Source organism: Flavobacterium sp. (assembly GCF_044341265.1).
In the GTDB taxonomy this organism is placed as follows: domain Bacteria; phylum Bacteroidota; class Bacteroidia; order Flavobacteriales; family Flavobacteriaceae; genus Flavobacterium.
Genome location: NZ_JBIISA010000009.1, coordinates 1 through 24707 on the forward strand (window position 1 = coordinate 1; position 24707 = coordinate 24707).

Genomic DNA, 24707 nt, shown 5'->3' on the forward strand with positions numbered 1-24707 from the left:
ACAATAAAAAACAGTTGCAAAAAGTAAAACGCTTATAACGGATGTATAAAATCCTACTATAAGCGTTTTTTTATTCTCTAAAAAACGGTGCTAATCAAAATAAACGATGTTTTTCAGTGCCCTCTAATTAAAACGTACCTTTTTTTATATTTTGATATTTAATTATTTTTTATCCTTAGTAAATTCAAAAGTTTGTCCGCTTATTGAAAGTGTAAAACCATCTTTGGTATTATTGAATTGAACAGTCAAACCTGCTTGTTCTAAAGTAAACTTGCCATTCCCTTTATCGTCTAGAGGAGTTGATGGTTGTCCAGGTGAGTTGATTACCAAACTATCATCCTCTTCAGTAAAACTAATTTTTAAAGGAATTTTAGTACTTGAGTATTCACCAACATAAGCATCAAGACCTTTGCTCTTCTCTACTCCATTCTTAGCGTCTGTCCAAACGTTGTTTTCTTCATTTACATCTGGAAATGATTTATCTGGATCTAAAGTTATTGATTCTAATTCTTCGTTAGTATCTACATTAAAAGTCCATGAGTTGTTGCGTTGCCAAATTTCTACAGGCAATGTTTTTCTTGATGTTTTTCCGGTTTTAGTTTTCATTTCTACTACAACTGGCATAGGCATTTTCTCAAGGTTTTGAATGGTTATTGTAGCACCATTTTTAGCATTACCTTTAACATACTTAACTTTTGTAATAGCTTGGTCTAAAGGCCAATTATTCATAATCCAACCTCTCCAAAACCATCCTAAATCTTCTCCAGTTACATTTTCGAAAGTTCTAAAGAAATCATCTGGTTGTGGATGTTTGTATGCCCAACGCTCAATATAAACTCTAAAAGCTTTGTCAAAACGCTCTGGTCCAACTACAGAATTTCTCAACATTTCTAATCCAGAACCTGGTTTGTAGTAAGCTAAAATTCCTAAGTTAACTTCTTTCAAGTTATCTGGAGCAGCAATTACAGGTTCCATTTCTGGATTACTCAATACAAATGCCGCTTGGTGCATGTCTGTAACTGGTTGCTTGTATTCACCGTTATTAAAATCTTGAGAACTTAAACCATTGATAAACGTGTTAAATCCTTCGTCCATCCATGCAAATAAACGTTCATTAGAACCAACAATCATTGGAAACCAAATATGTCCAAATTCATGATCAGTAACTCCCCATAAATCAGCTCCTCTTGATTCCCAACTACAGAAAACAATTCCAGGATACTCCATTCCACCTTCGTTTCCTGCTACATTAGTTGCTGCTGGATAAGGATATTCAAACCATCTTTTAGAATAATTTTCAATCGAAGCTTTTGTATATTCTGTTGAACGTTCCCAACCATTATTTCCATTACTTTCTACTGGATAAGCAGAAATAGCCAATGATTTTTTCCCACTTGGAAGATTAATTTTAGCAGCATCAACTACAAAAGCAGGTGATGAAGCCCAAGAAAAATCGCGTGAATTTTTAATTTTAAATTTCCAAGTCAAAGTTGTTTTTCCTGCAGGTCTTGATGACGCATTTGTAACCTCATCAGCAGTTCTAATCATAACTGTTTTATCACTTGCTTTAGCTGCAGTCCAACGTTTCTGTTGCTCAGCAGTATAAACTTCATTTTGGTTTAACAATTCACCAGAACCTACCACGATGTGTGATGCTGGAGCAGTAATTGATACATCAAAATCACCATATTCTAAATAAAACTCACCTGCACCTAAATAAGGTCTTGTATTCCAACCGCGAACATCATCATACACACACATTCTTGGATACCATTGCGCCATGGTGAATATTTTTCCATTTTTAGTTTCTAAAACTCCCATTCTATCCGAACCATATTCTGGCGATACGAATGCAAAGTCAATTTTAAGTTTTACAGAAGCACCATTAGCATTTAATCCCTGTGGCAAATCTACTTGCATTCTTGTATCAGTAATAGTAAATTTTGCTTCTTTTTCAGATGATTTTCCAGCAACTGTTGTAACTACTTTTATTGAATTAATTCTGAATCCACCATCAAAATCTTGTCCTTTCGCTCCATTTCTACTTCCTTTTAGTGGAATAATAGCGTTTCCTCTAGAATCTTTTTTGAATAAGTTTTGATCTAAATTCAGCCATAAAAAGCTCAATTTATCTGGACTATTATTAGTATAAGTCAAAACTTCTGAACCTTTAATTTCATTTGTTTTCTCGTCCAAAGAAGCTGTTATAGTATAATCGGCTCTGTTTTGCCAATACTTCGGACCTGGTTGCCCACTTGCCGAACGCGTTTCAGTAGCATTTTTGGTATAAAAATTGTTACCAAATGCTTCATTGTAGTTGTAGTTTGAACTAGCAGGCGTCTGCTGTGCTGTTGCAGTAGAGAAACTTAAAACTAGAGTTCCAAGAGCCAATGCTTTGATAAAAAAGTGTTTCATAAATTGAGTATTTATTTATTAGAGCAAATAAATAAAAAAATGTTACACTAATTTTAGTTTTATGTTTAATTTCACAAAATAATAATTTGTTTATGATTGAAATCAACTTTCATCCCTTTAAAAATCTTGAAACAGAACGTTTGTTATTAAGAAGAGTTTCAATAGATGACCTAAATGAAATACTAGAACTAAGAGGTAATCCTGAAACGATGAAGTTCATTCCGCGTCCTTTAGTTAAAACTGAAGAAGATGCATTAAATCATTTTAAGATGATTGATGAAAAGATTGAAAAAAATGAAGGAATTAATTGGGCTATAACTGTAAAAGGAAATCCAAAACTTATAGGAATTATTGGTCATTATAGAATTCAACCCGAAAATCATCGTTGTGAAATAGGTTATATGATTTTACCACAATATAACGGTCAAGGAATCGTTACAGAAGCTATAAAAGCTGTTTTAGAATATGGCTTCGAGGATATGAATATGCATTCTATTGAAGCTGTTATTGATCCTGACAATATTGCATCAGAACGCGTTCTCCAAAAAAATGGCTTTGTAAAAGAAGCTCACATATTAGAAAATGAATATTATGATGGTAAATTTTGGGACACTGTTATCTATTCAATATTGAAAAGAAATTTTAAAAAATAATCAACCAACACATTACATGAACGAATTTGAAAAACAATACCAAGAGTTATTAAACTTTCTCAAGTTTGATGACTTCACAATTCTTACCAAAAGAATTATTGATTTAACCTTAGATACTGAGGATTTAAATCATTACAAAAAAACTAATGATTTTTTAATTTGGCTAGACCAAAATGAAACTAATGTTGACGGCAAAAAAGAAAAGTATCAAGCTGTTCTTTCAGATTTACATGCTACACTTTCAAATAAACCAATTGCAGAAAAGCAGGTTTTAGTTTCTACAAATAGTTTAGAAAAAAGTTATGGAAGTTCGAGTTTTGGATTAGGTCCAATAGAAATGGAATTGCGTCAAGGAGAAATTCTTGGATTGGTTGGTGAAAATGGAAATGGTAAGACCACACTTTTGCGTTGTTTGTGTGGTGAACTTTATGCAACTGGAGGTACCATCAACTATCATTTTAAATATGATGACCAGTTTGATTTGAGAACAAGATTAGTTTACATTCCGCAAAGGACTGATACTTGGTATGGCTCTATGTTTGAGAACTTACAATTCACAGCCTCAAGTTATGGTTACAAACCTGAAGAAAATGAATTGATCATAGAATTAATCATCGCTCGTTTAGGATTGCGAAAATTCAGAAATCACAGTTGGAAGAGTTTATCTTCTGGATACAAAATGCGTTTTGAATTGGCGCGAATGCTTTTAAGAAAACCAAAAATATTATTGATAGATGAGCCATTGGCAAATTTAGATATCTTAGCACAACAAACTGTACTTGAAGATTTTAAAGCCATTGCAAAATCGCCTTTCCGACCTATTGGAATCGTATTGAGTTCGCAACAATTGTATGAGGTTGAAAAAACTTCTGATCAAGTGATTTTCTTAAAGCATGGAAAACAGAAAAATCTTCACGAAAAATCTGTTTCAGAAAATGAAATTCCGATTGAAAATTATTTGGTTATTGAGTTTGAAAGCGAATGGTCACAAAGCCAACTGGGAGAAACTTTTGGAAAATTAGACTTGGTTTCACTACAATTTAATGGTGGTACTTATATCGTTAGTTTCAAAGAAAGTGTAACTGTATATGATTTTATGAATCTGCTTGTTTCAGAAAAAATTCCGGTGCAGTATTTTAGAAATATTTCCAACTCAACACGTCGCTTTTTTGTATCCTAAATCTAGAAATTATGTTTAAAAATATTCAAAAATACCTCCTAATAAATCATCCCTTACTTTGGAATTTAAAAATTGTTCCTGTGAGTGCGTTTCTTATTTTATTCAATATCATTTTCATCCTTTTGGGTTATTTAAATGGCGCTATTGATTTTACAGAAACCGACAATGATTATTCTAGAAATGATAATGATGATATTATTATTTTCTTTAGTGTGATGATTTCAATTTTAACAGCAATAGTTTGGCTGGTTTATTATTTGAAAAACAATGCTTTAAAATCGTATTATCCTAAGAATAACTTTTCTTTATTTAAGGAATGGTTACTTATTCTTGTCGTTTGTTTTCTTAATAGTTCACTAATAATGGCCTACTTATATGGTAAAGATTTAAAAGTGAGAAGCTATTACACTGAAAGTGAAGCTAAAAAAAGATGTGAAATTTTGAGTCAAGGTTCCTTTTTTGTATCGGGTTCTTATAGTTATCATTACAATAACGATAATTATGAAGGTGATGCCATTGTTGCAGCTGCTAATTATGATGTTGATACAGCGACTGCAGTTGTTGATTCGGTAAAAGTTAAAGATCATTTTTTCTATAGAGGAAGAAAATATTCAAATTTTTCATTGTTAGATAAAAACATTAATTCCTATAGTTTTTTTGGATATAATGAAGATTCTTTGCGAAAAATGAAGATCAAAGATTGGTTGTTTTATAATAAAAAAGATTCTGTAAAATCGTTATTTAAAAATTACTTGGCTATTGTTAAAGAACATAAATTAAAAGCGAATATCGATGAAGAAAAATGGACCGAATTGGTTTATGATTATCCAAAATTTGAGAAGTATAAAAACATTGGAGCAGAAGAATTTGAAGTATCTTATGATTATGAAAATGAAATAAGAAGAAATCAAATAGATACTACCGAACAATACGTAAAGAAAGTTAAAGACACCTATTACTTATATAATAAATATTATGTGCCTGAAAATTCTTTAAAACATTCTTATGAGACAATTTCTAATAGTTGGACAAAACCGAGTGTGAGTATTGATACAATTTTATTGTTATTATACATAGCTATAGGTTTTTCACTAGTATTATTTTCATTTAGAGTAACCTCTGGAAGAAATTTCTTAATTGCTATTGTGGCTCTTGGAGTTGTAAATATTTTAATAGGAATCTTGACCGCGATTATATCCTCTGAATATTTTTATTTAGCAGCGTTATTATTACTTACCATTATTCTTTTTGTTTATTTTATTCTAGTAATACATAGAAAAAAAGGAAAAGGAATTTCTGGAATTACCTTAAATGCAACACTTTGGTTGTTACCATCATTTGGTCCTATAGTTTATGCAATAGTTTTGGAATTAGCCAAAAGCACTACAAATTATTATGAAATTATTGATATTGGTTTGCGAAATGAGAAATTTCCATTCATTTCATTTTTAAAAGATTATGCCTATGAATTATTATGGTTTAATGTTTTATTTATTTTCATAATGATGTTATTCTTTTCTAGAAAAATAAAACAATGGCGAGGAATTGCCGAAAACTAATAACTTTGAAAACCCTTTAAATTAATTTTTAAAGGGTTTTTAATTTTGGTAAAGTTCTAATGTAAAGCTCTTCTACTTTCTTTCTTGCCCAATCTGTTTTTCTTAGAAAGGTAAGACTAGATTTTACACTTGGGTTATCTGAAAAGCATTTGATTCTAATCAATTCTGACAAGGTATCGAATCCATAAAAATCTACTAATTGCTCTACTATTTTTTGTAAAGTTATACCGTGTAGTGGGTCTTTTGATTTTTCCATATCGCAAAAGTACTATTAAAATTGATTGCATAAAAAAACCATCAAAATTTCTCCTGATGGTTTTCTAATCATAATGATATTATTTATTGAACCGCTAAAGCTGCATTTACGTTACCATAACCATAATCTGCATTTCTATTAGGGAAATAAGTAGCTGATTGACGCATTTTATTTAGTACTTGGTCTCTTGTCCAAGTAGGATTTTTAGACCAAACTAACGCAGCAATTCCAGCTGTTGTTGCTGTTGCTACTGAAGAACCTCCTACATAATCATTTTGATTATCATAATAACTTGTAACTGGAACTGTATTACCTGAAGCTGCTCTTTGCATTTGAACAGTAAACTCAATTTTTCCACCTGAGTGGCAAACATCACATTTTTGGTTAGATGTACCTTCTTTAACACCAGTAACGGCAACTGTTTCTGCCATCCAAGCTGGGAAAATAACACCAACAAAATTGGTAAAGCTTGTTGAAGTTCCACCTGCACAGAAGATTAATTTTCCCTTACTATAAGCATATTTCACACCATCTTCAATTTTTCCAGAAGAGAAGATATGTCCCATTGACATAGAAATGATTTTCACACTAGTATTATTTGCTAAAGCAGTGAAAGCATTCTTAACACCATTTTGTTCGTGATATCCATCTAAAACAACATTAGAAGCAGCTCTATAAACAATTAGATTAGAATTGTAGGCAACGCCAACAGGTAAACCATTATCGTTTCTTGGTGCTGCTGCAACAGATGACATACTTGTTCCATGACCACATTGATCATTTGGTCCGTCTGTACTTGTGCTCCAAGGCCAAATTGAATCTACATAAGTACCATATTTTTGAATTGTTCTTCCAGTTGAAAGACCATCATTAAAATTAGTACCTAATAAAGTTTGATTAGGAGAAACTCCTGTGTCAATGATTCCAATTGTGATACCTCTACCTGTAGACGTATTCCAAGCGGTTGGAATATTATGTTGGTAAAACGACCATGGCACTTTAGCACCTGGAGTAACCGTAGTAAAATCGGAAGTACTTAATGTTGACGATTCAAATCCACATCCAGAAGAGCTTGAAGAACTAGATTCTGCTAAAGATACTTTTTGTTGTGCAGTTTCAAAATATTTATAATCACCTGGTTCAACGTAACGTATTTTTGCTGTTTTTCTTAAAGCTATAATTGTTTCTTGTTTTTCAATATAAACATCAACTAAATTCAAATAGCCATCACTTGAAAGCAAAACATCTTCCTTAGACTTTCCTTCATAATGCGCAACTAGATTCAGAATACTAGCTTGTGTTTTAGCATTATCTGCTGATTTACTTCTATCAAAATCTGTAGCTGAATTACCAAAACCAATAGTTATGATATGATTTCCTCTAAATGATGCACTCCAAAGTAAATGATTTGAAGCATTTTTCCAACTGAAGCTTCCTTTTGTAGCAATAGCTTCATCTATTTCAGAATTTACTTGTTGTGCTGTTAATGGATCTCTTTGAGCAGCATCGACTGAAATTTCATCAAATGAATCTTCTTTAGAACATGAAGCAAAGACAAACACTGATAAAATGATAATTTTTAGAAAATTTTTTGTCATACTAGTATTTTTTTAAGGTTGGTTTTACGAATGTAATAATTTTTTAAATATAATAGCAAAAAAAAGTCATCATTAAAAAATGATGACCTTTCCGTCCGAACTAAATCGGGACTAACCAATAACTCTAAATATAATCTAATCTCTTAGAATAAAAATTTAACACCAACTCTTAATCCACCAACACTTCTGTTTCCTGGATTTAAATCGAATGGATTTGCATTAAAACTAAAGTCGCTTGTACTATCACCAACATTTGGATTAGTTGAAGTAGAAGTTAAATTCACTAATGAAAAAGTAGTTTCAACAGTCATCCATTTATTAACGATAAAATCAAAACCTGGAGCAATATCTACTCCAAAAGAAGTAACTTTATCATCAGAAAGTTTATCTTTTCCCATTGTAATAGGAAGTGAAGCTTGACCGAAGAAATAAAATTTTCCTCCAAGACCCCAATACTTTCTTACAAGAGGTTGAATTACTAATGCAGTTACATCATTAGTTGTAGTAGTTGTAGTACCAATAGTTGTTTCTTCTTTTGATCCAATAACACCTATTCCTAATCCTAAAGTTACATCAGGAGATACGAAATAACCAGCAACAGGTAAGATTGTGTTAGAAGTAGTTTTTGTTCCAACTTCTTCATCAGATGAAAAAGATACTTGACCAGCTACCCACCATGTTCCTTCTAATCCTTTGTTTTCTTTCTCTTGTGCATTTGCAGTTAAACCAAATAATGCTATTGCTGCAACTAATAAAATTTTTTTCATTTTGTTTGTAGTTTTAAAATTATAGGACAAATTTATTGTCAAGTTTTCTTAAAAAAACTGATATAAATCATAGTTTGAAATTTTTTTTGATACTAAATAATTTTACTTTTATTTTTCACTATTTAGTTAGTACATTTGCCTCAGAATGATAAAAACAGCCAACATACTTAATAAAAGAGCTAAATTTGATTATGAAATAATCGAAACTTATTCGGCTGGAATCGTTTTGACTGGAACTGAAATAAAATCTATTAGACTAGGAAAAGCCAACATCACTGAAAGTTTTTGTGAGTTTAATGACCATAACGAACTTTTTGCCATTAATACTTCTATAGAGGAATACTCTTTTGGTAATCAGTTTAATCATAAAGCTAGAAGCGAAAGAAAACTACTACTTAATAGAAGAGAGCTTAAATCGTTAGAAAAAAGTATTGATACTAAAGGATTAACCATAATTCCATTACGTTTATTTACTAATGAAAAAGGATTAGCAAAACTCGAAATCGGACTTTGTAGAGGAAAGAAAACCTACGATAAACGCGAATCTTTAAAAGAACAAGATACCAAACGTGATATCGAACGAATTAAAAAATCATTTTAAAATTTTTAAAAAATGTTGTTATTGTTTTTTTTGTCTTGAAAAAATGACTAAATTTGTCAAGACAAAATAAAACATTTTAATTAAAATGAAAACTTTATTAAAAAATGCAAGAGAAGAAAAAGGAATAAAAACTAGAGAGTTAGCACAACTTTTAGGTATTGATCAAGCATTGATTAGTAAGTTTGAAAGCGGATCAAGAAAACCTACTAAAGAACAAGTTGCCAAGTTAGCTCAAGCTTTAGATTTAGATTATGAAACCTTAATGGTTGCTTGGCTAAAAGAGCGAATTCTTTATGAAATTGGTTCAGATGAATTAGCTTTGAAAGCAATGATACTTGCCGAAGAACAAATAAAATATAACGTAAGTTTCGTTAGAAAATCAATTTCTAAAAATTTACAAAATATTTTAAATGAAATTGATGCACTAAAAACAAAATTAAACCAATTTCGTCAATTTGATAGTTTTAGAATTGCACAAGCATTAGAATTAGAATATACTTTTGAAAGTAACAGAATAGAAGGAAACACTCTTACATTACGTGAAACCGATTTGGTTATCAATGAAGGATTGACTATTTCTGGAAAAAGTATGCGTGAACATTTAGAGGCAATTAATCACGTTGAAGCTATAGCCTACATTAAACAATTAATGGAACGCAATTTTCCTTTAAACGAAAGAGAACTACTTTCTGTTCACAATTTAATTTTAAGAGGAATTATTCCTGAAGATGCTGGTCGCTATCGTCGTGTACAAGTTATGATAAAAGGAAGTAGCCACATGCCTCCACAACCTTTTATAGTTGCAAAAGAAATGGAAGACTATTTCATTTGGTATGAAGAAAACAAAAGTAAGATGCACCCAGTTGTTTTAGCAGCAGAAATGCATGAAAGACTAGTTACTATTCATCCTTTCATAGATGGAAATGGTAGAACTTCACGTTTGATAATGAATCTAATTCTTTTACAAAACGGATACGTGATTGCCAATATAAAAGGAGATTACGAAACTAGAATGAACTATTACAAAACGCTTGAAACAGCACAAACTTCAAATAACAAAGAAGATTTTTTACTTTTCATAGCACAAGTAGAAAAAGAATGCTTAGAGCGCTATATAAACATAATTAGTAAATAAAAACCCATTCTGTTTAGGAATGGGTTTCTTTATTTTTATTTAAATCCAACTATCTGTTCTTCTGCGGCAATTACATCTTCAACATATTTTTTATAATCTAAATAATCGGTTGTAGAAATTTTATCCCAATTTAAAGTAACTGTTCTAACTACCTTTAATGTATTTGGTTTTACTAATTCAAAGGCTATTTGGTATTTATGTCCTTTAAAAGTAAACGTTTTACCTTCTGGAACTTCTGTAAACTTTTTGTCTTGTGGAATATTTAAAATTACTTCAGAATTATATTCATTACTTGTTTCATAAGAAAAATAATCAATATCATATTTTCTACTTTCTAAAGAAATAATATCTCTTGTGTAAACTTTATCTAAAAATGGAATATCAGTAATTTTTAGATTTCCAACCGTTTGAATTCTTTCTGAAATTGAAAATTGTGTTTCAAACGTAATGTCTTTATCGTAAGTTTCGTTTTTAATTACTTTAGAAGATTGCAATGAAACAACTTTTTTTAATTTAGAATTATAATCCTCTTCTATTCTTTTCTTACGTACATCTTCTGTAGTTGCATCAGAAAACAATTCATTATAATATGATTTATTGGCTCCGCTTATTGTAAAAGTATTTGTAAAACTTTTTGATTTATCATCAATAGTCATAGTTGTTACTGCATTTGTAACATTTTTCAAAGCATTATCAAATGGAATTCCAATAATTTTAGATTTCTCGTTTTCGGCTTTGTCAAATGAAATTACAAGTGCATTGGCATTGTACAAACTACTAGGTAAAGCTTTAAATGGAAGATACTTATCTGTTAATTCTAAAAAATAATCTTTACCATCAATTGCAACCTTTACGATACAATGATTGAAGTCATTTGATGGCAATAACATAGAAGTAAATCCATTATCGTTTGTGGTCACCAAAACCAAATTAGCTTTCATTCCTGCCAATTGCGATAAAGCGACGAACAAAGTAGAAACATCTTTACAATCTCCAAGTTTTGTTGTAATAGTTTTAGATGGTTTTTGTGGAACATAACCACTTTGTCTAAAATCTAAAGAACTGTATTTAATATTATTTCCTATATAAGAGTATATTTTTTTAGCTATTTCTTCTTGAGAAATTCCAGTTACGCCATTTGGAAAAATTTCGGCAAAAGTTTTCTTAGTTATTTTATCTAATTTCAAATTTTTCTTAACCAAATCAGAATACCAATTTGAAATTTCTTTCCACGATTTAATGGTACTAATTCTAATAGTATTAGTCAAGTCACTAAAATTTGGTGCATAAGATTCAGAAAGAGCCATTGCAGGAACATTAGTTCTCTTCCAAATCATATAAGTTTTATTATTTACTTTTTTAGTTGTTGATGGAACTGTTCCGTTGATAAAATCTGAAATGTATTCTGTTCCTGGAGGATAGATAAATCCAAAAACTGTTTCTACTGCAGGATAATAGCTATTGAAATAACAAGACAAATCAAAATCTTTATAGAATCTTCCATAAGAATTCTCATATCTTTCATATTGAATGTAGATTACATCGCCTACTTTCAAATCGGTAAATACTAATGTTCCATCGCCTTCTTCGGCAGGAACTATAGAACCATCTTGCTTAACAATTTCAGATTTTAAAACACTATTACTGTAAGATTGCAAGCTGTACTCTTTCAGCTCTTCAATTCCTTTTTCTGAAGTAATTTCATAAAGAAAAGTAACTTTAGATTTTCTTCCACCTTCTGGCAAAATATTAACGATGTATTCATCAAGAAGAGTCGTTACTCCAAAATCACCTTTCAAAGTTGAATTTCTTCTTTGTTTAATCACCTTATAGATATCTTTGGTAGCCACCTCTTCTATCTCATCTGGAGTTTTTGTAATATCATAAAGTTTCTTACGCAATGAGCTATTACTAGAATTGTGTGATAGTGATTGTCTAATAAATTTTTCAGCATCTTTAACGTTATTAAGACTATTGTAAATAGTTCCTTTTTTCTCCATCAAAGAAAATGAATACGGAAAATTAGCTAAAGCTCTGTCAACCTCAACCAATGCTTCTGTATATCTTTTTTCATCAACCAAATGATTAATGTAATCTACTCTTAAATCATTAGAATAAGAATATCTAACACTAACGTCATGAATCATTTTTTCAACTTCATCTTTTCTATTTGCATCATCATAATACCCTCTTAATTGATTTAAAGCTATAAGATTCTCCTTTGAAGCAACTAAATCCTCAAGCATTTTTATGGTTTTAGCCTTATCATTTTTTAACTTTTCATAAATCCCAGAAAATGTGGTAACATAGAACTCATTGTTATCCGATTTAGCAAATAAATCTTCCAACTTTTGAATCATTAAATTGATATCAGATTTTCTTGAAGCCAAAATAAAATCAAACAAAGTTGTAACCATTTCTGATTTTACCGAGGTGGTTTTTTCACGAAATTTTTCAAGCTCTACAATGTTTGCTGAACGCATCCAATCTTGATCTTGAATTTTTTTGATGATATTATAATAATAAAACTCATCATTAATCTCCATATTTTTGGCAATCTCTTCAACTTTTTGAGTTTCCTTTTTATTAGAATAATTGGTCATTTGAAGCACTTGCATAAAAGAAGATTTAGGATATTCTTTTATTAATTCTTCAATGATATCATTTGCCAAATCATTTTTACTATTATTAGAATAGGCTTCAAATAATAAAATCTTGTATAAAACATTACTTGGATTTTTAGCAATCAAATCTTTAAAATAATCTTCGAATGTTGGATTCAATTCAACCACATTCAATTGCTCTAAAGTAGATTTATTGTAAGCTTTAAATTTATTTGAAATAGTTACATCTGAAATCTTATTGTTAGTTTCATCTGTTAATGACACAAAGAAATTATCATTACCAGAATTAGTTGAGAATTTTACTAATAACCTATTTGTCCCTTTCAACAACTTGAATTTCAATCTAAAGGCATTCAAATCGGTGTGTTCTGCCATATTATTAGCATAAATTTCAGCATCATTCACAAAGATTTTGATAGAAGAACTAGTACCAAAATTTAAATACACTTCTTTATCAGAAGGTGAATCAATGAATACTTGAGAATACATAATTCCGTCACCATATTCTGACTCATTGCTATAAAAATGATAACCTTCTTCCTGCTTGTCTACAGGAATATACCAACCAATTTTTCCGTTACTATTAGCATCAAATAATTTATCATTGTTTGCATAAACTTCTGGTTCGTATTCTGTTTCTAATCCACTATCGTTTAGGTTTTCAAAAGCACCACAATATTGCCAATCTTCAATAGCGTTCAATTTTTTAATATTATCGCTAAAACCTTGTGGGTTCTTTCTCTTTCTATCGCAAACCGCCTTGAAATAAATAACTAAAGGATCTTTTCCAAAAACTTCTGAAGCAGCTAAAAGATCTATTTTCTTGTAGGTAAAATCATTGTAACCATTGGTATTTGCATTATCCATCATGTAAGGTTTGTACCAAATTGGATACAGATAATTTTTCTCTTTACATGTAGCTAAAAATTGCTTTAAAATTTGATCGTCAAATGCTAGTGTTCCCATTTCATATTGCAACATAGCGTCCAATATCAAATAATCTACATTAGTGTTCATTTTGGCTTTTAACTCTTTATCGAAAAGTTTTCTGGCATCTTCACGCTTGTTTGACAACAACAAATCCCATACTTTTTTTTCAGCTGTTTGTGCCAATGCTATATTGACAAACAGGATACAAATGGCAACGATTTTTTTCATTAATTTGGTTGGTTTAATTTTGGTACAATATAGTAATTCTTGTGAAACGTTGTAAATTAATTCTTATTTTCTAAAAGAGGCACAAATTTAAAATCACCAAATTCGTGTTTTTCAAATTGGGTTTCGTTTTTACGAATTAACATCGTCATGATTTGCTCTTTATCTCCAACAGGAATAACTAATTTACCTCCAATTTTTAATTGTGCCATAAGTGGCTTTGGAATAATTGGAGCACCAGCAGTAACAATAATACTATCGAATGGTGCATGATTTGGCAAACCTTTATAACCATCACCAAATGACAAGTGTTTGGGACGAATTCCAAGTTTTGGTAATAAAAGTGATGTGGTTTTAAATAATTCGTTTTGTCTTTCAACTGAATATACTTTTGCTCCTAAAAGACATAAAACAGCCGTTTGATAACCACTACCCGTCCCAATTTCTAAAATTTTATCATCTTTTTTAACATCTAAAAGTTGACTTTGAAAAGCTACAGTGTAAGGTTGTGAAATAGTTTGTCCAGCACCTATTGGAAAAGCTTTGTCTTGGTAGGCAAAATCTTCAAAACTTGAATTCAAAAACAAGTGCCTTGGAATTTTTTTTATAGCTTCCAAAACATTTTTATCGGTAATTCCTTTTTCTTCAAGCTGTTTAGCAAGTTGATTTCTAAGTCCTTGATGTTTGTTTGTATCTTTCAATTTGGGCAAGTATTTATTTTGTAAAAATAGAAAACAAATTATCAATTATCAATTACGAATTATCAATTAATTACTATTTTTGATAAAATTTTATTTTATGCTTAAAGTTGGCGTTTTAGGTGCCGGTCACCTCGGAAAAATACACTTACGATTGTTGAATCAATCTGAAAAATATGAATTAGTTGGTTTTTATGATGAAAATGCTGAATATGCAGACAAAATAGCTGCTGAATTTGGGTATAAACGTTTCGATACCATTGCCAAATTAATTCACGCTGTTGATGTAATAGATATTGTAACTCCTACTCTTTCTCACTACAAATGCGCTAAAGTTTCTATTAAAAGTGGTAAACATGTTTTTATAGAAAAACCAATTGCAACAACTGTTGCAGAAGCTGAAGAAATTATTGCTTTATCGAAAGAATACAATGTAAAAGGTCAAGTTGGACACGTAGAACGATTCAACCCAGCATTTATAGCTGTAAAAGATATGATTGAAAGCCCAATGTTTATTGAAACGCATCGTTTGGCAGAATTCAATCCTCGTGGTACTGATGTTCCTGTAGTTTTAGATTTGATGATTCATGATATTGATGCAATTTTAAGTGTTGTAAAATCAAAAGTGAAAGCCGTTCACGCAAGTGGAGTTTCAGTTTTGAGTCAATCTCCAGATATTGCTAATGCTCGAATTGAGTTTGAAAATGGTTGCGTTGCCAACATAACTTCAAGCAGAATTTCGATGAAGAACATGCGTAAATCTCGTTTCTTTCAAAAAGACGCCTACATCTCTGTAGATTATTTAGATAAAATTTGTGAAGTTGTAAAAATGAAAGATGCGCCAGAAGTTCCAGGTGATTTTGATATGATTTTACAAAATGCAGAAGGCGAAAAGAAACAAATTTATTTTGCTAATCCAGAAGTTGCTCCAAACAACGCCATTTTAGACGAATTAGAAACTTTTGCTGATGCCATTGTAAATAATACAACTCCAATAGTAACTTTAGAAGACGGAACTGAGGCTTTGAGAGTTGCTTATATGATTATTGATTCGATGAACGAAAAATAATATTGACCGCAAATTCGCAAATTAAAATATAAAATTTGTGAATTTGCGGTGGAAAAAATTAAAACAAACTAAACAAACATAATGAAAACAATAGCTGTAATAGGCGCAGGAACGATGGGCAACGGAATTGCTCACACTTTTGCACAAAGCGGATTTACCGTAAAATTAATCGATATTTCAGAGAAATCTTTAGAAAAAGGAATGGCAATGATAGCTTCCAATCTTGACCGAATGGTTGCTAAAGGAACGATTACTGAAGACGACAAACACAAAACAATCGGAAACATAATCACTTACACCGACATAAAAGACGGTGTTGTTGGAACCGATTTAGTAGTTGAAGCTGCCACAGAAAATGTAACGTTGAAACTAAATATCTTCAAACAATTAAGTGAAGTTTGTGACCATAATGTGATTTTGGCAACAAATACTTCTTCTATTTCTATTACTCAAATAGCTGCGCAAGTAGTTCATCCAGAACGTGTCATTGGAATGCACTTTATGAATCCGGTGCCGATTATGAAATTGGTTGAAATCATTCGTGGTTATTCTACATCTGATGAAGTAACTAAAATTATCATGGATTTATCTGTAAAATTGGGAAAAACGCCAACAGAAGTAAACGATTATCCTGGATTTGTAGCCAACAGAATCTTAATGCCAATGATTAACGAATCTATCGAAACGTTATACAATGGAGTTGCTGGAGTTTCTGAAATCGATACCGTAATGAAATTAGGAATGGCGCATCCAATGGGACCATTACAATTAGCTGATTTTATTGGACTTGACGTTTGTCTTTCTATTCTAAATGTAATGTACGACGGATTCAAAAATCCAAAATATGCTCCTTGCCCACTTTTAGTAAATATGGTAATGGCAGGAAAACTCGGAGTAAAATCTGGTGAAGGTTTCTACGATTATTCTGAAAGTAAAAAAGCAGAAAAAATTGCAAAGCAATTTTCAAAGTAAAGAGTAAAAAGTGATTAGTAAATAGTATTTGCTAATCACTATTCACTAATCACTATTCACTCAAAATGAGCAAAATAATCCCTTTCAAAGCCGTTCGTCCAACTCCTGATAAAGTCGCGTTGGTAACTTGTCGTAATTATGATGACTATTCACCTGCGGAATTGGCTTCGTGGTTGGATTTCAATCCGTATTCGTTTTTGCATGTGATTAATCCTGCCTATGTACATTCGCAGAAGATTACTTTGGACAAACGTTTTAAAGGTGTCGCTCATAAATATCAAGATTTTAAAAACGATGGTATTTTTCTTGAAGATGAAAAACCAGCTTTCTTTTTATATGAAATTCAGACGAAAAGTCAATCTTTTACTGGAATTGTAGCAGGAACTTCAATTGATGATTATAAAAATAATGTCATCAAAAAACATGAAGATACTTTGCAATATCGTGTAGAATTATTCAAAGATTATTTGCATCAAACAGGTTTCAATACAGAACCAGTTTTGATAACTTATCCAGATAAATCGGAAATCAATAATTGGATTTTAGAAAAGAAAAAAGAACAGCCAATTTATCATTTTGCCACAACCAACAAAGAAAAACATACCCTTTGGAAAGTTGATTCTGACTCAGAAATAGCATGGTTAGAAAAACAATTTGAAAACATTCCAGAATTATATATTGCTGATGGTCACCACCGTTCTGCTTCGGCAGAATTATTATTTGATGAAGACAATCATTTAGGAAATCAGAATCTGAATTACTTTATGAGTTTTCTAATTGCTGAAAGTAATGTCAAAATTTATGAATTCAACAGAATCATTCGTGATTTGAATGGTCATTCGAAAGAAGACTTTATTCTAAAGCTATCAGAACATTTCATCATCAAAACCAAAGAACAAGAATTGTGGAAACCACAAGGAAAATTTGAATTCGGAATGTATTTAGATGGTGCTTTTTATGCGCTGTTTTACAAATTAGAAAATAACAAAAATTCATTATTAGAGAATCTTGATGCACAAGTTTTATACGATAAAGTATTGCAACCCATTTTAGGAATAGAAGATTTAAGAAACGACGAACGAATTGAATACATTCCTGGAAAACAATCTATTTTAACCATAAAAGAATTGGTTGACGAAGGCGAATTTGAAGTCGGATTCATGTTATTCCCAAGTGATATTTCAGAAATTAAAGCTTTGGCAGACAACAATTTAATAATGCCTCCAAAATCAACTTATATTGAACCTAAATTTCGTAGTGGATTGATGGTGTATGAACTATAAGTACGAAATACTGAAAAATAGTTATAACAAAATTTAAAATGAGAAAATTACTTCTATTCTTCTTAATTTCGGCTACTTCTTTTTCTCAAAACAAATCACTTACTATTAAGCAGATTGATAGTATTTGTTTAAAATCAAAAAAAAATATTGAACAGAAATTTGAAATTGAAAGGAGTGTGAGTGTTAGTCGTAAAAAGACTTTAAAAATTAAAACTGATGCCTTATTAAAAATATATAAAAAATCATATTTAGATACAATAAAAGTTGATTCAATGGCAATAGTCGGTCCAGATTATCCTATTCCAGAACCTGAAATAATTAAAGCCACTTATGAATATGAAACAATATATAACAAAAAAAGTCTTGAATATGTATTTGTAGAATTATATTATGAAAATAATAAAATTAAAAACATAAAAGTTTTAAACACATATTACAATGGTACTTATAGTATTTTTACAAACTTTTCAAGTTTAGAAAAAGATAATGATATCACATATTTCAGTTTTTGTGAAAGCTTTAATAATTGGATTTATGGTATATCTAAAAAAATAGACAATATTTTTTACGAAAGAAAATGGAAATAATAAAACAAAACCTCCTCAATATACAATCACAACTTCCTAAAAACGTTACATTAGTTGCCGTTTCTAAAACCAAACCTGTAGCTGATTTGATGGAAGCTTATAATGCAGGTCAACGTGTTTTTGGAGAAAATTATGTCCAAGAATTAGTTGAAAAACACGAAGCACTTCCTAAAGATATTCAATGGCATTTTATTGGTCATTTACAATCGAGAAAAGTAAAACTTATTGCTCCATTTGTAAATTTGATTCACGGAGTTGATAGTTTGAAATTATTACACGAAATCAACAAAGAGGCTCAAAAAAATAATCGTGTTATTGATTGTTTACTTCAAATTTTTATTGCCGAAGAAGAAAGTAAATTCGGATTGGATGAAGAAGAATTGAATGGAATTTTAAGATTTATCACTCAGAATAGTGAAATTTATAAAAATATTAGAGTCATTGGTTTAATGGGAATGGCAACGTTTACTGAAAATCAAGACCAAATTAAAAAAGAATTCCAAAACTTGAAAACAATTTTCGACAAAGTAAGTAAACTGAAAACTGAAAACTGCCAACTGAACACTATCTCAATGGGAATGTCTGGCGATTATCAATTAGCAATTGAATGTGGAAGTACAATGGTTCGAATTGGAAGTAGTATCTTTGGGAACAGAAATTATAATAATTAAAGTTGAGATTCCTTCTGAATGACAGACTGAACACTGAAAACTGAACACTGAATACTATTTTGTACTGCATACTCGACATAGAAACCACTGGAGGTCAATTCAACGAAGAAGGAATCACCGAAATCGCCATCTACAAATATGATGGTCACGAAGTCGTGGATCAATTTATCAGTTTGGTCAATCCTGAAAAGGAAATTCAGCCGTTTGTGGTTAAGTTAACTGGAATCAATAATGCTATGTTACGTTCGGCTCCAAAATTTTATGAAGTTGCTAAACGTATTATCGAAATCACTCAAGATTGCATTGTTGTGGCTCACAATTCTTCATTTGATTATCGTATTTTAAGAACCGAATTTACTCGACTGGGTTACGATTTTATTCGTCCAACGCTTTGCACTGTTGAATTATCTAAAAAACTTATTCCCGGAATGGATTCCTATAGTTTGGGAAAATTGGTTCGTGCTTTGGGAATTCCTGTAACCGATAGACATAGAGCTAGTGGTGATGCCTTAGCAACCGTCAAATTGTTCAAATTATTATTATCAAAAGATACTGAAAAAGAGATTTTAATTAGTTCGATAAAAGCAGAAATCAAAAGTGGTTTGACTCCAAAATTGCTTGATATTGTTGAAAGTTTACCCTACAAAACTGGTATTTATTACATTCACAATGAAAAAGGTGATTTGGTTTATATTGGCAAAAGCAAGAACATTAAAAAACGTGTCAATCAACATTTTACAGGAAAAACGAATAAATGTAAAAAGATTCAACTAGAAGTTTTTGCAGTAACTTATGAAGAAACTGGAAGTGAATTGATTGCGCTTTTGAAAGAAAGTGAAGAAATCAAAATCAACAAACCAATTTACAATCGTGCGCAGCGCAAAAGTATTTTTCAATATGCTTTGTATGAAGTTTTAGATGAAAATGGTTACTTGAATTTACGTCTTCAAAAAGCAGATGGTAGAAAGAAAGAAATTACAGCATTTACAACACTTCAAGAAGGAAAAAATGCGTTGTTTAGAATCACAGAGAAGTATAATTTATGTCAGAAATTGAACGGATTGTATGAAACGCAAAACGGATGTTTTCAACACAAAATAAAAGAATGTAATGGCGCTTGTTTGGGAATAGAATCACCTGACGAATATAACCAACGTGTTGAAGATTTTATCAATGAAATGACGTTTGAAAATAACAATATGATTATCATTGATAGAGGTAGAAAAGTTGATGAACGAAGTGCAGTTTTAATAGAAAACGGAATTTACAAAGGCTATTGTTTTTATGATTTGAATTATCAAATTACTAATGTTGAAGTTTTAAAAAACATTATAATTCCAATGCAAAACAATCGAGATACACGAACTATTATTCAGAGTTATTTGAGAAAAAATAAGGTGTTGAAGGTTATGAAGTTTTAAAAAGAGAATAGAAAAAGATTAGAGAAAATAGACCTTTTGAATTATTTAATTACCATTATCGGACCAACAGCTATAGGAAAAACTTCCTTGAGCATTGCCTTGGCTCAACATTTTGGTTGCGATATTATTTCTTGCGATAGTCGTCAGTTTTTTAAGGAAATGAAAATTGGTACTGCGGTTCCAAGTGATGAAGAATTGGCGAGTGCAACACATCATTTTATTCAAAATAAATCCATTTTTGAAAATTACACTGTTGGAGATTTCGAAAAGGAAGCTATTGCCAAATTAGACGAATTATTTCAAAAAAATAATATCCAAATCATGGTTGGCGGTTCGGGTTTGTATGTTGATGCTGTTCTTAAAGGATTTGATAGTTTTCCTGAAATCGATTTGAAAGTTCGAGATGAAGTTCGATTGAATTATGAAGAAAAAGGAATCGATTATCTTCAAAATCAGTTGCAAGTATTAGATAGTGACTATTTCAATTTTATAACAGAAACAAATCCACAAACATTACAAAATCCACAACGAATGATGCGTTTTGTAGAAGTCTGTATCGGAACAGGAAAACCTTATTCGTCATTTCTAAATAAAGAGAAGAACAAAAGAAACTTCACGCCTATTATAATCGGATTGGAAGCCGAAAGGTCAATAATGTATGAAAGAATCAACCAAAGAGTTGATATTATGATAAATGAAGGATTGCTTGCAGAAGCAGAAAAGTTGTTTCCAAATAAAGATTTGAATGCCTTACAAACGGTTGGCTACAGAGAATTATTCGATTATTTTGAAGAAAAAACTGCTATAGATTTTGCCATCGAAGAAATCAAGAAAAATACAAGACGCTTTTCAAAACGTCAATTGACTTGGTTCAAAAGAACCGAAAATACGGTTTGGTTTGATTATCTAACTGATAGAAAAGTTATAATTAATCATATAAATCAATACTTTAAGTCCTAATACTTAATACTCAAATCTTAATATTTCCATGCCAATTTCACCAAACTTCACCTCTATTCTAACCAAAGATTGGGAAATTAATTTTCTACAATGTTATCCAAATGGCTATTTGAAATATACTGAATTGTGCAATCTTTTTCAGTTGACAGCAGCAACACATTCGGAAGTTGGAGGCATTAGTTTTAGCGATATGCAAGAGTTTCATCAAGCTTGGGTTTTGAGTAAAATGCGAGTTGAAATTAAGCGTTTGCCAAAATGGAAAGATAAAGTAACAGTTAAAACTTGGATAAAATCGTTGGAGAATTCGCGTTCTACACGTTGTTTAGAATTGTATATCGGCGATGACAAAATTGTGGGTTGCGAAACCTTTTGGGCAGTTTTTAATACCAAAACACGTCGTCCGGAAGCTTTAGCATTGCCACACGAGCATTTTGAAAAATATCCTAATGTTAGTGCAACTGAAAAAAGTTATGCAAAAATAGATCTTCAGCAAGAATTTGAAATAGTTGCAGAACGAACTGTTTTACTATCTGATTTAGATATTGTTAATCATGCCAATAGTGTAAAATATTTAGAGTGGTGTTTGGATTGTGTAGATTCTAAAAAGCTTTTGAACCAAGAATTGACTGCTTTTGAAATGAATTACTTAAAAGAAGTTTCGATGAATGAAGTATTTACAATTGGTAAGAATAAGAACGTTTTTACAGTTAGTAAAGATGAAAAAGTGTGTTTTGGATTGGAACTTGAATTGAAATAAAAAAGCCCCAATTTCTTGGAGCTTTCTGTTTATTTTTTTACGACTAATCTAAATCCCTCACCGTGAATGTTTAAAATTTCTACATTTGGATCTTCTTTTAGATATTTTCTTAGTTTAGCGATGTAAACGTCCATACTTCTTGAAGTGAAGTAGTTATCGTCTCTCCAAATTTTTGTTAATGCTAATTCTCTTGGCATTAAATCTTCCACATAAAGTGCTAACATTTTTAGCAATTCGTTTTCTTTTGGTGACAATTTTATTGGTTCGTTACCTGGAAAATTCAAGAAACGCAACTTAGAATTCAAATGAAATTTACCTATTTGGAATTCAAACTGAACATTTTCAGCTTTAGTTTCAGATGATTTTCTTTGCATGATGGCTTTGATTTTCATTAACAAAACTTCTGAATCGAATGGCTTGTTTAGATAATCGTCTGCTCCTACTTTGTATCCTTTCAATACGTCTTCTTTCATGGTTTTAGCCGTTAAGAACACGATAGGCACTTCTTTATTTTTCTCACGGATTTCTTTAGCTAAAGTATATCCATCTTTGTAAGGCATCATTACGTCAAGAATGCACAAATCGTAAGTGTCTTTTTTAAACTTTTCAAAACCTTCCATCCCATTTTTTGCCAATACAACATCAAAATCATTTAACATTAAATAATCTTTCAGAATGGCTCCAAAGTTTTGATCGTCTTCAACTAATAATATTTTTTTATTTTCTTTTTCCATAATTTTTTAATTTATCAATGGGACTTTTATAATAAATGTACTTCCTTTTCCTTTTTCGCTTTCAACAAAAACTTGACCATTGTGGTCTTCCACAATTCGTTTTACGTAAGCTAGACCTAAACCGTGTCCTTTTACGTTGTGAATATCGCCTGTGTGTTCGCGATAAAACTTTTCAAAAATTCTTTTTTGAGCCACTTTGCTCATTCCTGCGCCTTGATCTTTTACTTTAATTAGTATAAAATCTTTGATGTTCTCTGTGTATATATCTATAACGGGCACATCTGGCGAATATTTTATAGCATTGTCTAAAATATTAACAATTACATTTGTAAAATGTACATCATTTAGTAATACTGTGGTTCTATTTGCCTCAAAATGAGTTGTAATAGCACCTTGTCTATCTTCAATAATTAAATGCACATGATCTATTGCTTCTTCAATAATATCTTGAACGTCTAATGGTTCTTTTGTAATCTCTAATTCTTTTTTCTCTAGTTTTGAAATCCTAAGGACATTCTCTACTTGAGCATGCATTCGTTTATTTTCGTCTCTAATCATTTGGAGATACCTATAAACTTTTTCTTTATCATCAATTACTTTAGGATTTTTAATAGCATCTAAAGCTAAATTGATAGTTGCAATTGGCGTTTTAAACTCATGCGTCATGTTATTAATAAAATCAGTTTTGATTTCAGAAATTTGACGTTGTTTGATTAATTGGTGTAACGCATTGGCATAAGCTATAATTATTATTAAAGTAAAAACTACCGATAACAGCGTTATAGCAAGAATCTCTGAAAACAAAAACTTCTTTTTCTGAGGAAATGTAACTAGCAACATATACTTATTATTTCCATCATTATCTATAAAAACAGGAATCGAATAAGTAGCATATTTATCAAAATTGAAATGCTCTGATTTTATTTTTGTTGCTAATCCATTACTGTAAATATTGAACTCATAAGGAGTTTTGATTCCATATTCCTTAAGTTCTTTATCTAATAATTCATTTAATTGTTCTTTAGAAACACGTTCGTTTATTGGATAATTAGCTACAACATCTTTGTAGGCAATTTCAAATTGAGCATCTTCAAGAATCTTTAAATCTCCTGCTTTTTCAATAGTCAAATCAGGAATAATTGTGTTTTGAATTCCAGAATTATCAAATGAATTATTGTTAAATACTTTAGTTTTTCTTTTAGCTGTGTAATTTTTTACTTTAAGACTATCAAGTCTTTTATCAAAGAACGTAGAAAACATATCATAATCCTCAGAAATAATGCTGTTGGAATAAATTATTGTTTTATTCGTTTTAGCATTTCTTTCGTAGTAACCGTATTCTAATAAATCTTCACTTTTTGGAGATTTTTTAGCATTATCTTTAAATCTTCCGTTTTTTTTATAAAAAGCATAACGCTCTTTATTTTGGAGTTTGTTGGCAACGCTACCTAAAACCTGTTTTACATGAAACTTAAATTGTTCTTCGTTGTTTTCTAATGAAGTATTAAACCAATATACTTGGACTAAAATTATCCCAAGTAAGGATAAACTCATTAATAATACCAACAGCCGAAAAACAAACTTATTCATCACAACAAATTTAGTATTTTAA

21 protein-coding genes are annotated in these 24707 nt (G+C 30.7%); 13 read left to right on the forward strand and 8 right to left on the reverse strand.

Features of this window, described 5'->3' with window-relative positions:
• Positions 1 to 162: 162 nt before the first annotated feature.
• Positions 163 to 2415 carry a M1 family metallopeptidase gene (locus ACIQ06_RS06075; RefSeq protein WP_396144496.1) on the reverse strand — a complete coding sequence of 751 codons (2253 nt, stop codon included), beginning with the start codon at positions 2413 to 2415 and terminating at the stop codon, positions 163 to 165.
• Between the two features lie 92 nt (positions 2416 to 2507).
• Here ACIQ06_RS06075 and ACIQ06_RS06080 point away from each other — a divergent pair, with 92 nt between their 5' ends.
• From ACIQ06_RS06080 to ACIQ06_RS06090, 3 genes are read left to right on the forward strand one after another with little or no spacing between them, the layout of a single operon-like run.
• On the forward strand, positions 2508 to 3068 hold the full coding sequence (locus ACIQ06_RS06080) for a GNAT family N-acetyltransferase (protein WP_298306039.1): 561 nt from the start codon (positions 2508 to 2510) through the stop codon (positions 3066 to 3068).
• 16 nt (positions 3069 to 3084) lie between these two features.
• Positions 3085 to 4248 carry an ATP-binding cassette domain-containing protein gene (locus ACIQ06_RS06085; protein ID WP_396144500.1) on the forward strand — a complete coding sequence of 388 codons (1164 nt, stop codon included), beginning with the start codon at positions 3085 to 3087 and terminating at the stop codon, positions 4246 to 4248.
• A gap of 11 nt (positions 4249 to 4259) precedes the next feature.
• The gene (locus ACIQ06_RS06090; RefSeq protein WP_396144502.1) at positions 4260 to 5807 is read left to right on the forward strand and encodes a hypothetical protein; all 1548 of its coding nucleotides are present in this window, start codon (positions 4260 to 4262) and stop codon (positions 5805 to 5807) included.
• 28 nt (positions 5808 to 5835) lie between these two features.
• Here the strand turns inward: ACIQ06_RS06090 and ACIQ06_RS06095 are convergent, their stop codons facing one another.
• The 3 genes from ACIQ06_RS06095 to ACIQ06_RS06105 all read right to left on the reverse strand — a co-directional run bounded on the left by ACIQ06_RS06095 (position 5836) and on the right by ACIQ06_RS06105 (position 8428).
• The gene (locus tag ACIQ06_RS06095; protein WP_396144504.1) at positions 5836 to 6063 is read right to left on the reverse strand and encodes a VF530 family DNA-binding protein; all 228 of its coding nucleotides are present in this window, start codon (positions 6061 to 6063) and stop codon (positions 5836 to 5838) included.
• 83 nt (positions 6064 to 6146) lie between these two features.
• A complete protein-coding gene (locus ACIQ06_RS06100) occupies positions 6147 to 7661 on the reverse strand; it encodes a S8 family peptidase (RefSeq protein WP_396144506.1) in 1515 nt (504 codons plus the stop codon).
• A 143-nt stretch (positions 7662 to 7804) separates the two neighbouring features.
• Positions 7805 to 8428 (reverse strand): outer membrane beta-barrel protein, encoded by a 624-nt coding sequence (locus ACIQ06_RS06105; protein ID WP_396144507.1) that lies wholly within the window; start codon positions 8426 to 8428, stop codon positions 7805 to 7807.
• A gap of 145 nt (positions 8429 to 8573) precedes the next feature.
• On the opposite strand from ACIQ06_RS06105, the gene smpB reads away from it, so the two are divergent.
• The gene (gene smpB, locus ACIQ06_RS06110) at positions 8574 to 9029 is read left to right on the forward strand and encodes an SsrA-binding protein SmpB (protein WP_396144509.1); all 456 of its coding nucleotides are present in this window, start codon (positions 8574 to 8576) and stop codon (positions 9027 to 9029) included.
• An 85-nt stretch (positions 9030 to 9114) separates the two neighbouring features.
• Complete coding sequence (locus tag ACIQ06_RS06115) at positions 9115 to 10164, forward strand: Fic family protein (protein ID WP_396144511.1); 1050 nt, start codon at positions 9115 to 9117, stop codon at positions 10162 to 10164.
• A 35-nt stretch (positions 10165 to 10199) separates the two neighbouring features.
• Here the strand turns inward: ACIQ06_RS06115 and ACIQ06_RS06120 are convergent, their stop codons facing one another.
• Positions 10200 to 13946: a transglutaminase domain-containing protein gene (locus ACIQ06_RS06120; RefSeq protein WP_396144514.1), complete on the reverse strand. Its 3747-nt coding sequence runs from the start codon at positions 13944 to 13946 to the stop codon at positions 10200 to 10202.
• A 56-nt stretch (positions 13947 to 14002) separates the two neighbouring features.
• Entirely contained in the window at positions 14003 to 14644 is a 642-nt protein-coding gene (locus ACIQ06_RS06125; protein WP_396144516.1) for a protein-L-isoaspartate(D-aspartate) O-methyltransferase, read from the reverse strand.
• A gap of 97 nt (positions 14645 to 14741) precedes the next feature.
• Here ACIQ06_RS06125 and ACIQ06_RS06130 point away from each other — a divergent pair, with 97 nt between their 5' ends.
• From ACIQ06_RS06130 to ACIQ06_RS06165, 8 genes are all read left to right on the forward strand, one after another.
• Complete coding sequence (locus ACIQ06_RS06130) at positions 14742 to 15710, forward strand: Gfo/Idh/MocA family protein (RefSeq protein ID WP_396144518.1); 969 nt, start codon at positions 14742 to 14744, stop codon at positions 15708 to 15710.
• 81 nt (positions 15711 to 15791) lie between these two features.
• Positions 15792 to 16682 carry a 3-hydroxyacyl-CoA dehydrogenase family protein gene (locus ACIQ06_RS06135; protein ID WP_396144521.1) on the forward strand — a complete coding sequence of 297 codons (891 nt, stop codon included), beginning with the start codon at positions 15792 to 15794 and terminating at the stop codon, positions 16680 to 16682.
• A 65-nt stretch (positions 16683 to 16747) separates the two neighbouring features.
• Entirely contained in the window at positions 16748 to 17965 is a 1218-nt protein-coding gene (locus ACIQ06_RS06140) for a DUF1015 domain-containing protein (RefSeq protein ID WP_396144523.1), read from the forward strand.
• Positions 17966 to 18003: 38 nt separating this feature from the next.
• Positions 18004 to 18552, forward strand: coding sequence for a hypothetical protein (locus ACIQ06_RS06145; protein WP_396144525.1), 549 nt, complete (start codon positions 18004 to 18006; stop codon positions 18550 to 18552).
• Positions 18543 to 19223 (forward strand): YggS family pyridoxal phosphate-dependent enzyme, encoded by a 681-nt coding sequence (locus ACIQ06_RS06150; protein ID WP_396144527.1) that lies wholly within the window; start codon positions 18543 to 18545, stop codon positions 19221 to 19223. Before ACIQ06_RS06145 ends, ACIQ06_RS06150 begins: the two co-directional genes overlap by 10 nt.
• 59 nt (positions 19224 to 19282) lie before the next feature.
• Entirely contained in the window at positions 19283 to 20644 is a 1362-nt protein-coding gene (locus tag ACIQ06_RS06155; RefSeq protein ID WP_396144529.1) for an exonuclease domain-containing protein, read from the forward strand.
• Positions 20645 to 20680: 36 nt separating this feature from the next.
• A complete protein-coding gene (miaA, locus tag ACIQ06_RS06160; protein WP_396144531.1) occupies positions 20681 to 21604 on the forward strand; it encodes a tRNA (adenosine(37)-N6)-dimethylallyltransferase MiaA in 924 nt (307 codons plus the stop codon).
• A 28-nt stretch (positions 21605 to 21632) separates the two neighbouring features.
• A complete protein-coding gene (locus tag ACIQ06_RS06165) occupies positions 21633 to 22361 on the forward strand; it encodes an acyl-[acyl-carrier-protein] thioesterase (protein WP_396144533.1) in 729 nt (242 codons plus the stop codon).
• 29 nt (positions 22362 to 22390) lie between these two features.
• On the opposite strand, the gene ACIQ06_RS06170 is transcribed toward ACIQ06_RS06165, so the two are convergent.
• Entirely contained in the window at positions 22391 to 23095 is a 705-nt protein-coding gene (locus ACIQ06_RS06170) for a response regulator transcription factor (protein WP_298306159.1), read from the reverse strand.
• Positions 23096 to 23101: 6 nt separating this feature from the next.
• Positions 23102 to 24685 carry a sensor histidine kinase gene (locus ACIQ06_RS06175; protein ID WP_396144536.1) on the reverse strand — a complete coding sequence of 528 codons (1584 nt, stop codon included), beginning with the start codon at positions 24683 to 24685 and terminating at the stop codon, positions 23102 to 23104.
• Positions 24686 to 24707: the final 22 nt, after the last annotated feature.

Coding starts and splice junctions, on each gene's coding strand:
- ACIQ06_RS06075 (WP_396144496.1), bottom strand. CDS start 2,415: ATGAAACACTTTTTTATCAAAGCATTGGCTCTTGGAACTCTAGTTTTA.
- ACIQ06_RS06080 (WP_298306039.1), top strand. CDS start 2,508: ATGATTGAAATCAACTTTCATCCCTTTAAAAATCTTGAAACAGAACGT.
- ACIQ06_RS06085 (WP_396144500.1), top strand. CDS start 3,085: ATGAACGAATTTGAAAAACAATACCAAGAGTTATTAAACTTTCTCAAG.
- ACIQ06_RS06090 (WP_396144502.1), top strand. CDS start 4,260: ATGTTTAAAAATATTCAAAAATACCTCCTAATAAATCATCCCTTACTT.
- ACIQ06_RS06095 (WP_396144504.1), bottom strand. CDS start 6,063: ATGGAAAAATCAAAAGACCCACTACACGGTATAACTTTACAAAAAATA.
- ACIQ06_RS06100 (WP_396144506.1), bottom strand. CDS start 7,661: ATGACAAAAAATTTTCTAAAAATTATCATTTTATCAGTGTTTGTCTTT.
- ACIQ06_RS06105 (WP_396144507.1), bottom strand. CDS start 8,428: ATGAAAAAAATTTTATTAGTTGCAGCAATAGCATTATTTGGTTTAACT.
- smpB (WP_396144509.1), top strand. CDS start 8,574: ATGATAAAAACAGCCAACATACTTAATAAAAGAGCTAAATTTGATTAT.
- ACIQ06_RS06115 (WP_396144511.1), top strand. CDS start 9,115: ATGAAAACTTTATTAAAAAATGCAAGAGAAGAAAAAGGAATAAAAACT.
- ACIQ06_RS06120 (WP_396144514.1), bottom strand. CDS start 13,946: ATGAAAAAAATCGTTGCCATTTGTATCCTGTTTGTCAATATAGCATTG.
- ACIQ06_RS06130 (WP_396144518.1), top strand. CDS start 14,742: ATGCTTAAAGTTGGCGTTTTAGGTGCCGGTCACCTCGGAAAAATACAC.
- ACIQ06_RS06135 (WP_396144521.1), top strand. CDS start 15,792: ATGAAAACAATAGCTGTAATAGGCGCAGGAACGATGGGCAACGGAATT.
- ACIQ06_RS06140 (WP_396144523.1), top strand. CDS start 16,748: ATGAGCAAAATAATCCCTTTCAAAGCCGTTCGTCCAACTCCTGATAAA.
- ACIQ06_RS06145 (WP_396144525.1), top strand. CDS start 18,004: ATGAGAAAATTACTTCTATTCTTCTTAATTTCGGCTACTTCTTTTTCT.
- ACIQ06_RS06150 (WP_396144527.1), top strand. CDS start 18,543: ATGGAAATAATAAAACAAAACCTCCTCAATATACAATCACAACTTCCT.
- ACIQ06_RS06165 (WP_396144533.1), top strand. CDS start 21,633: ATGCCAATTTCACCAAACTTCACCTCTATTCTAACCAAAGATTGGGAA.
- ACIQ06_RS06170 (WP_298306159.1), bottom strand. CDS start 23,095: ATGGAAAAAGAAAATAAAAAAATATTATTAGTTGAAGACGATCAAAAC.
- ACIQ06_RS06175 (WP_396144536.1), bottom strand. CDS start 24,685: ATGAATAAGTTTGTTTTTCGGCTGTTGGTATTATTAATGAGTTTATCC.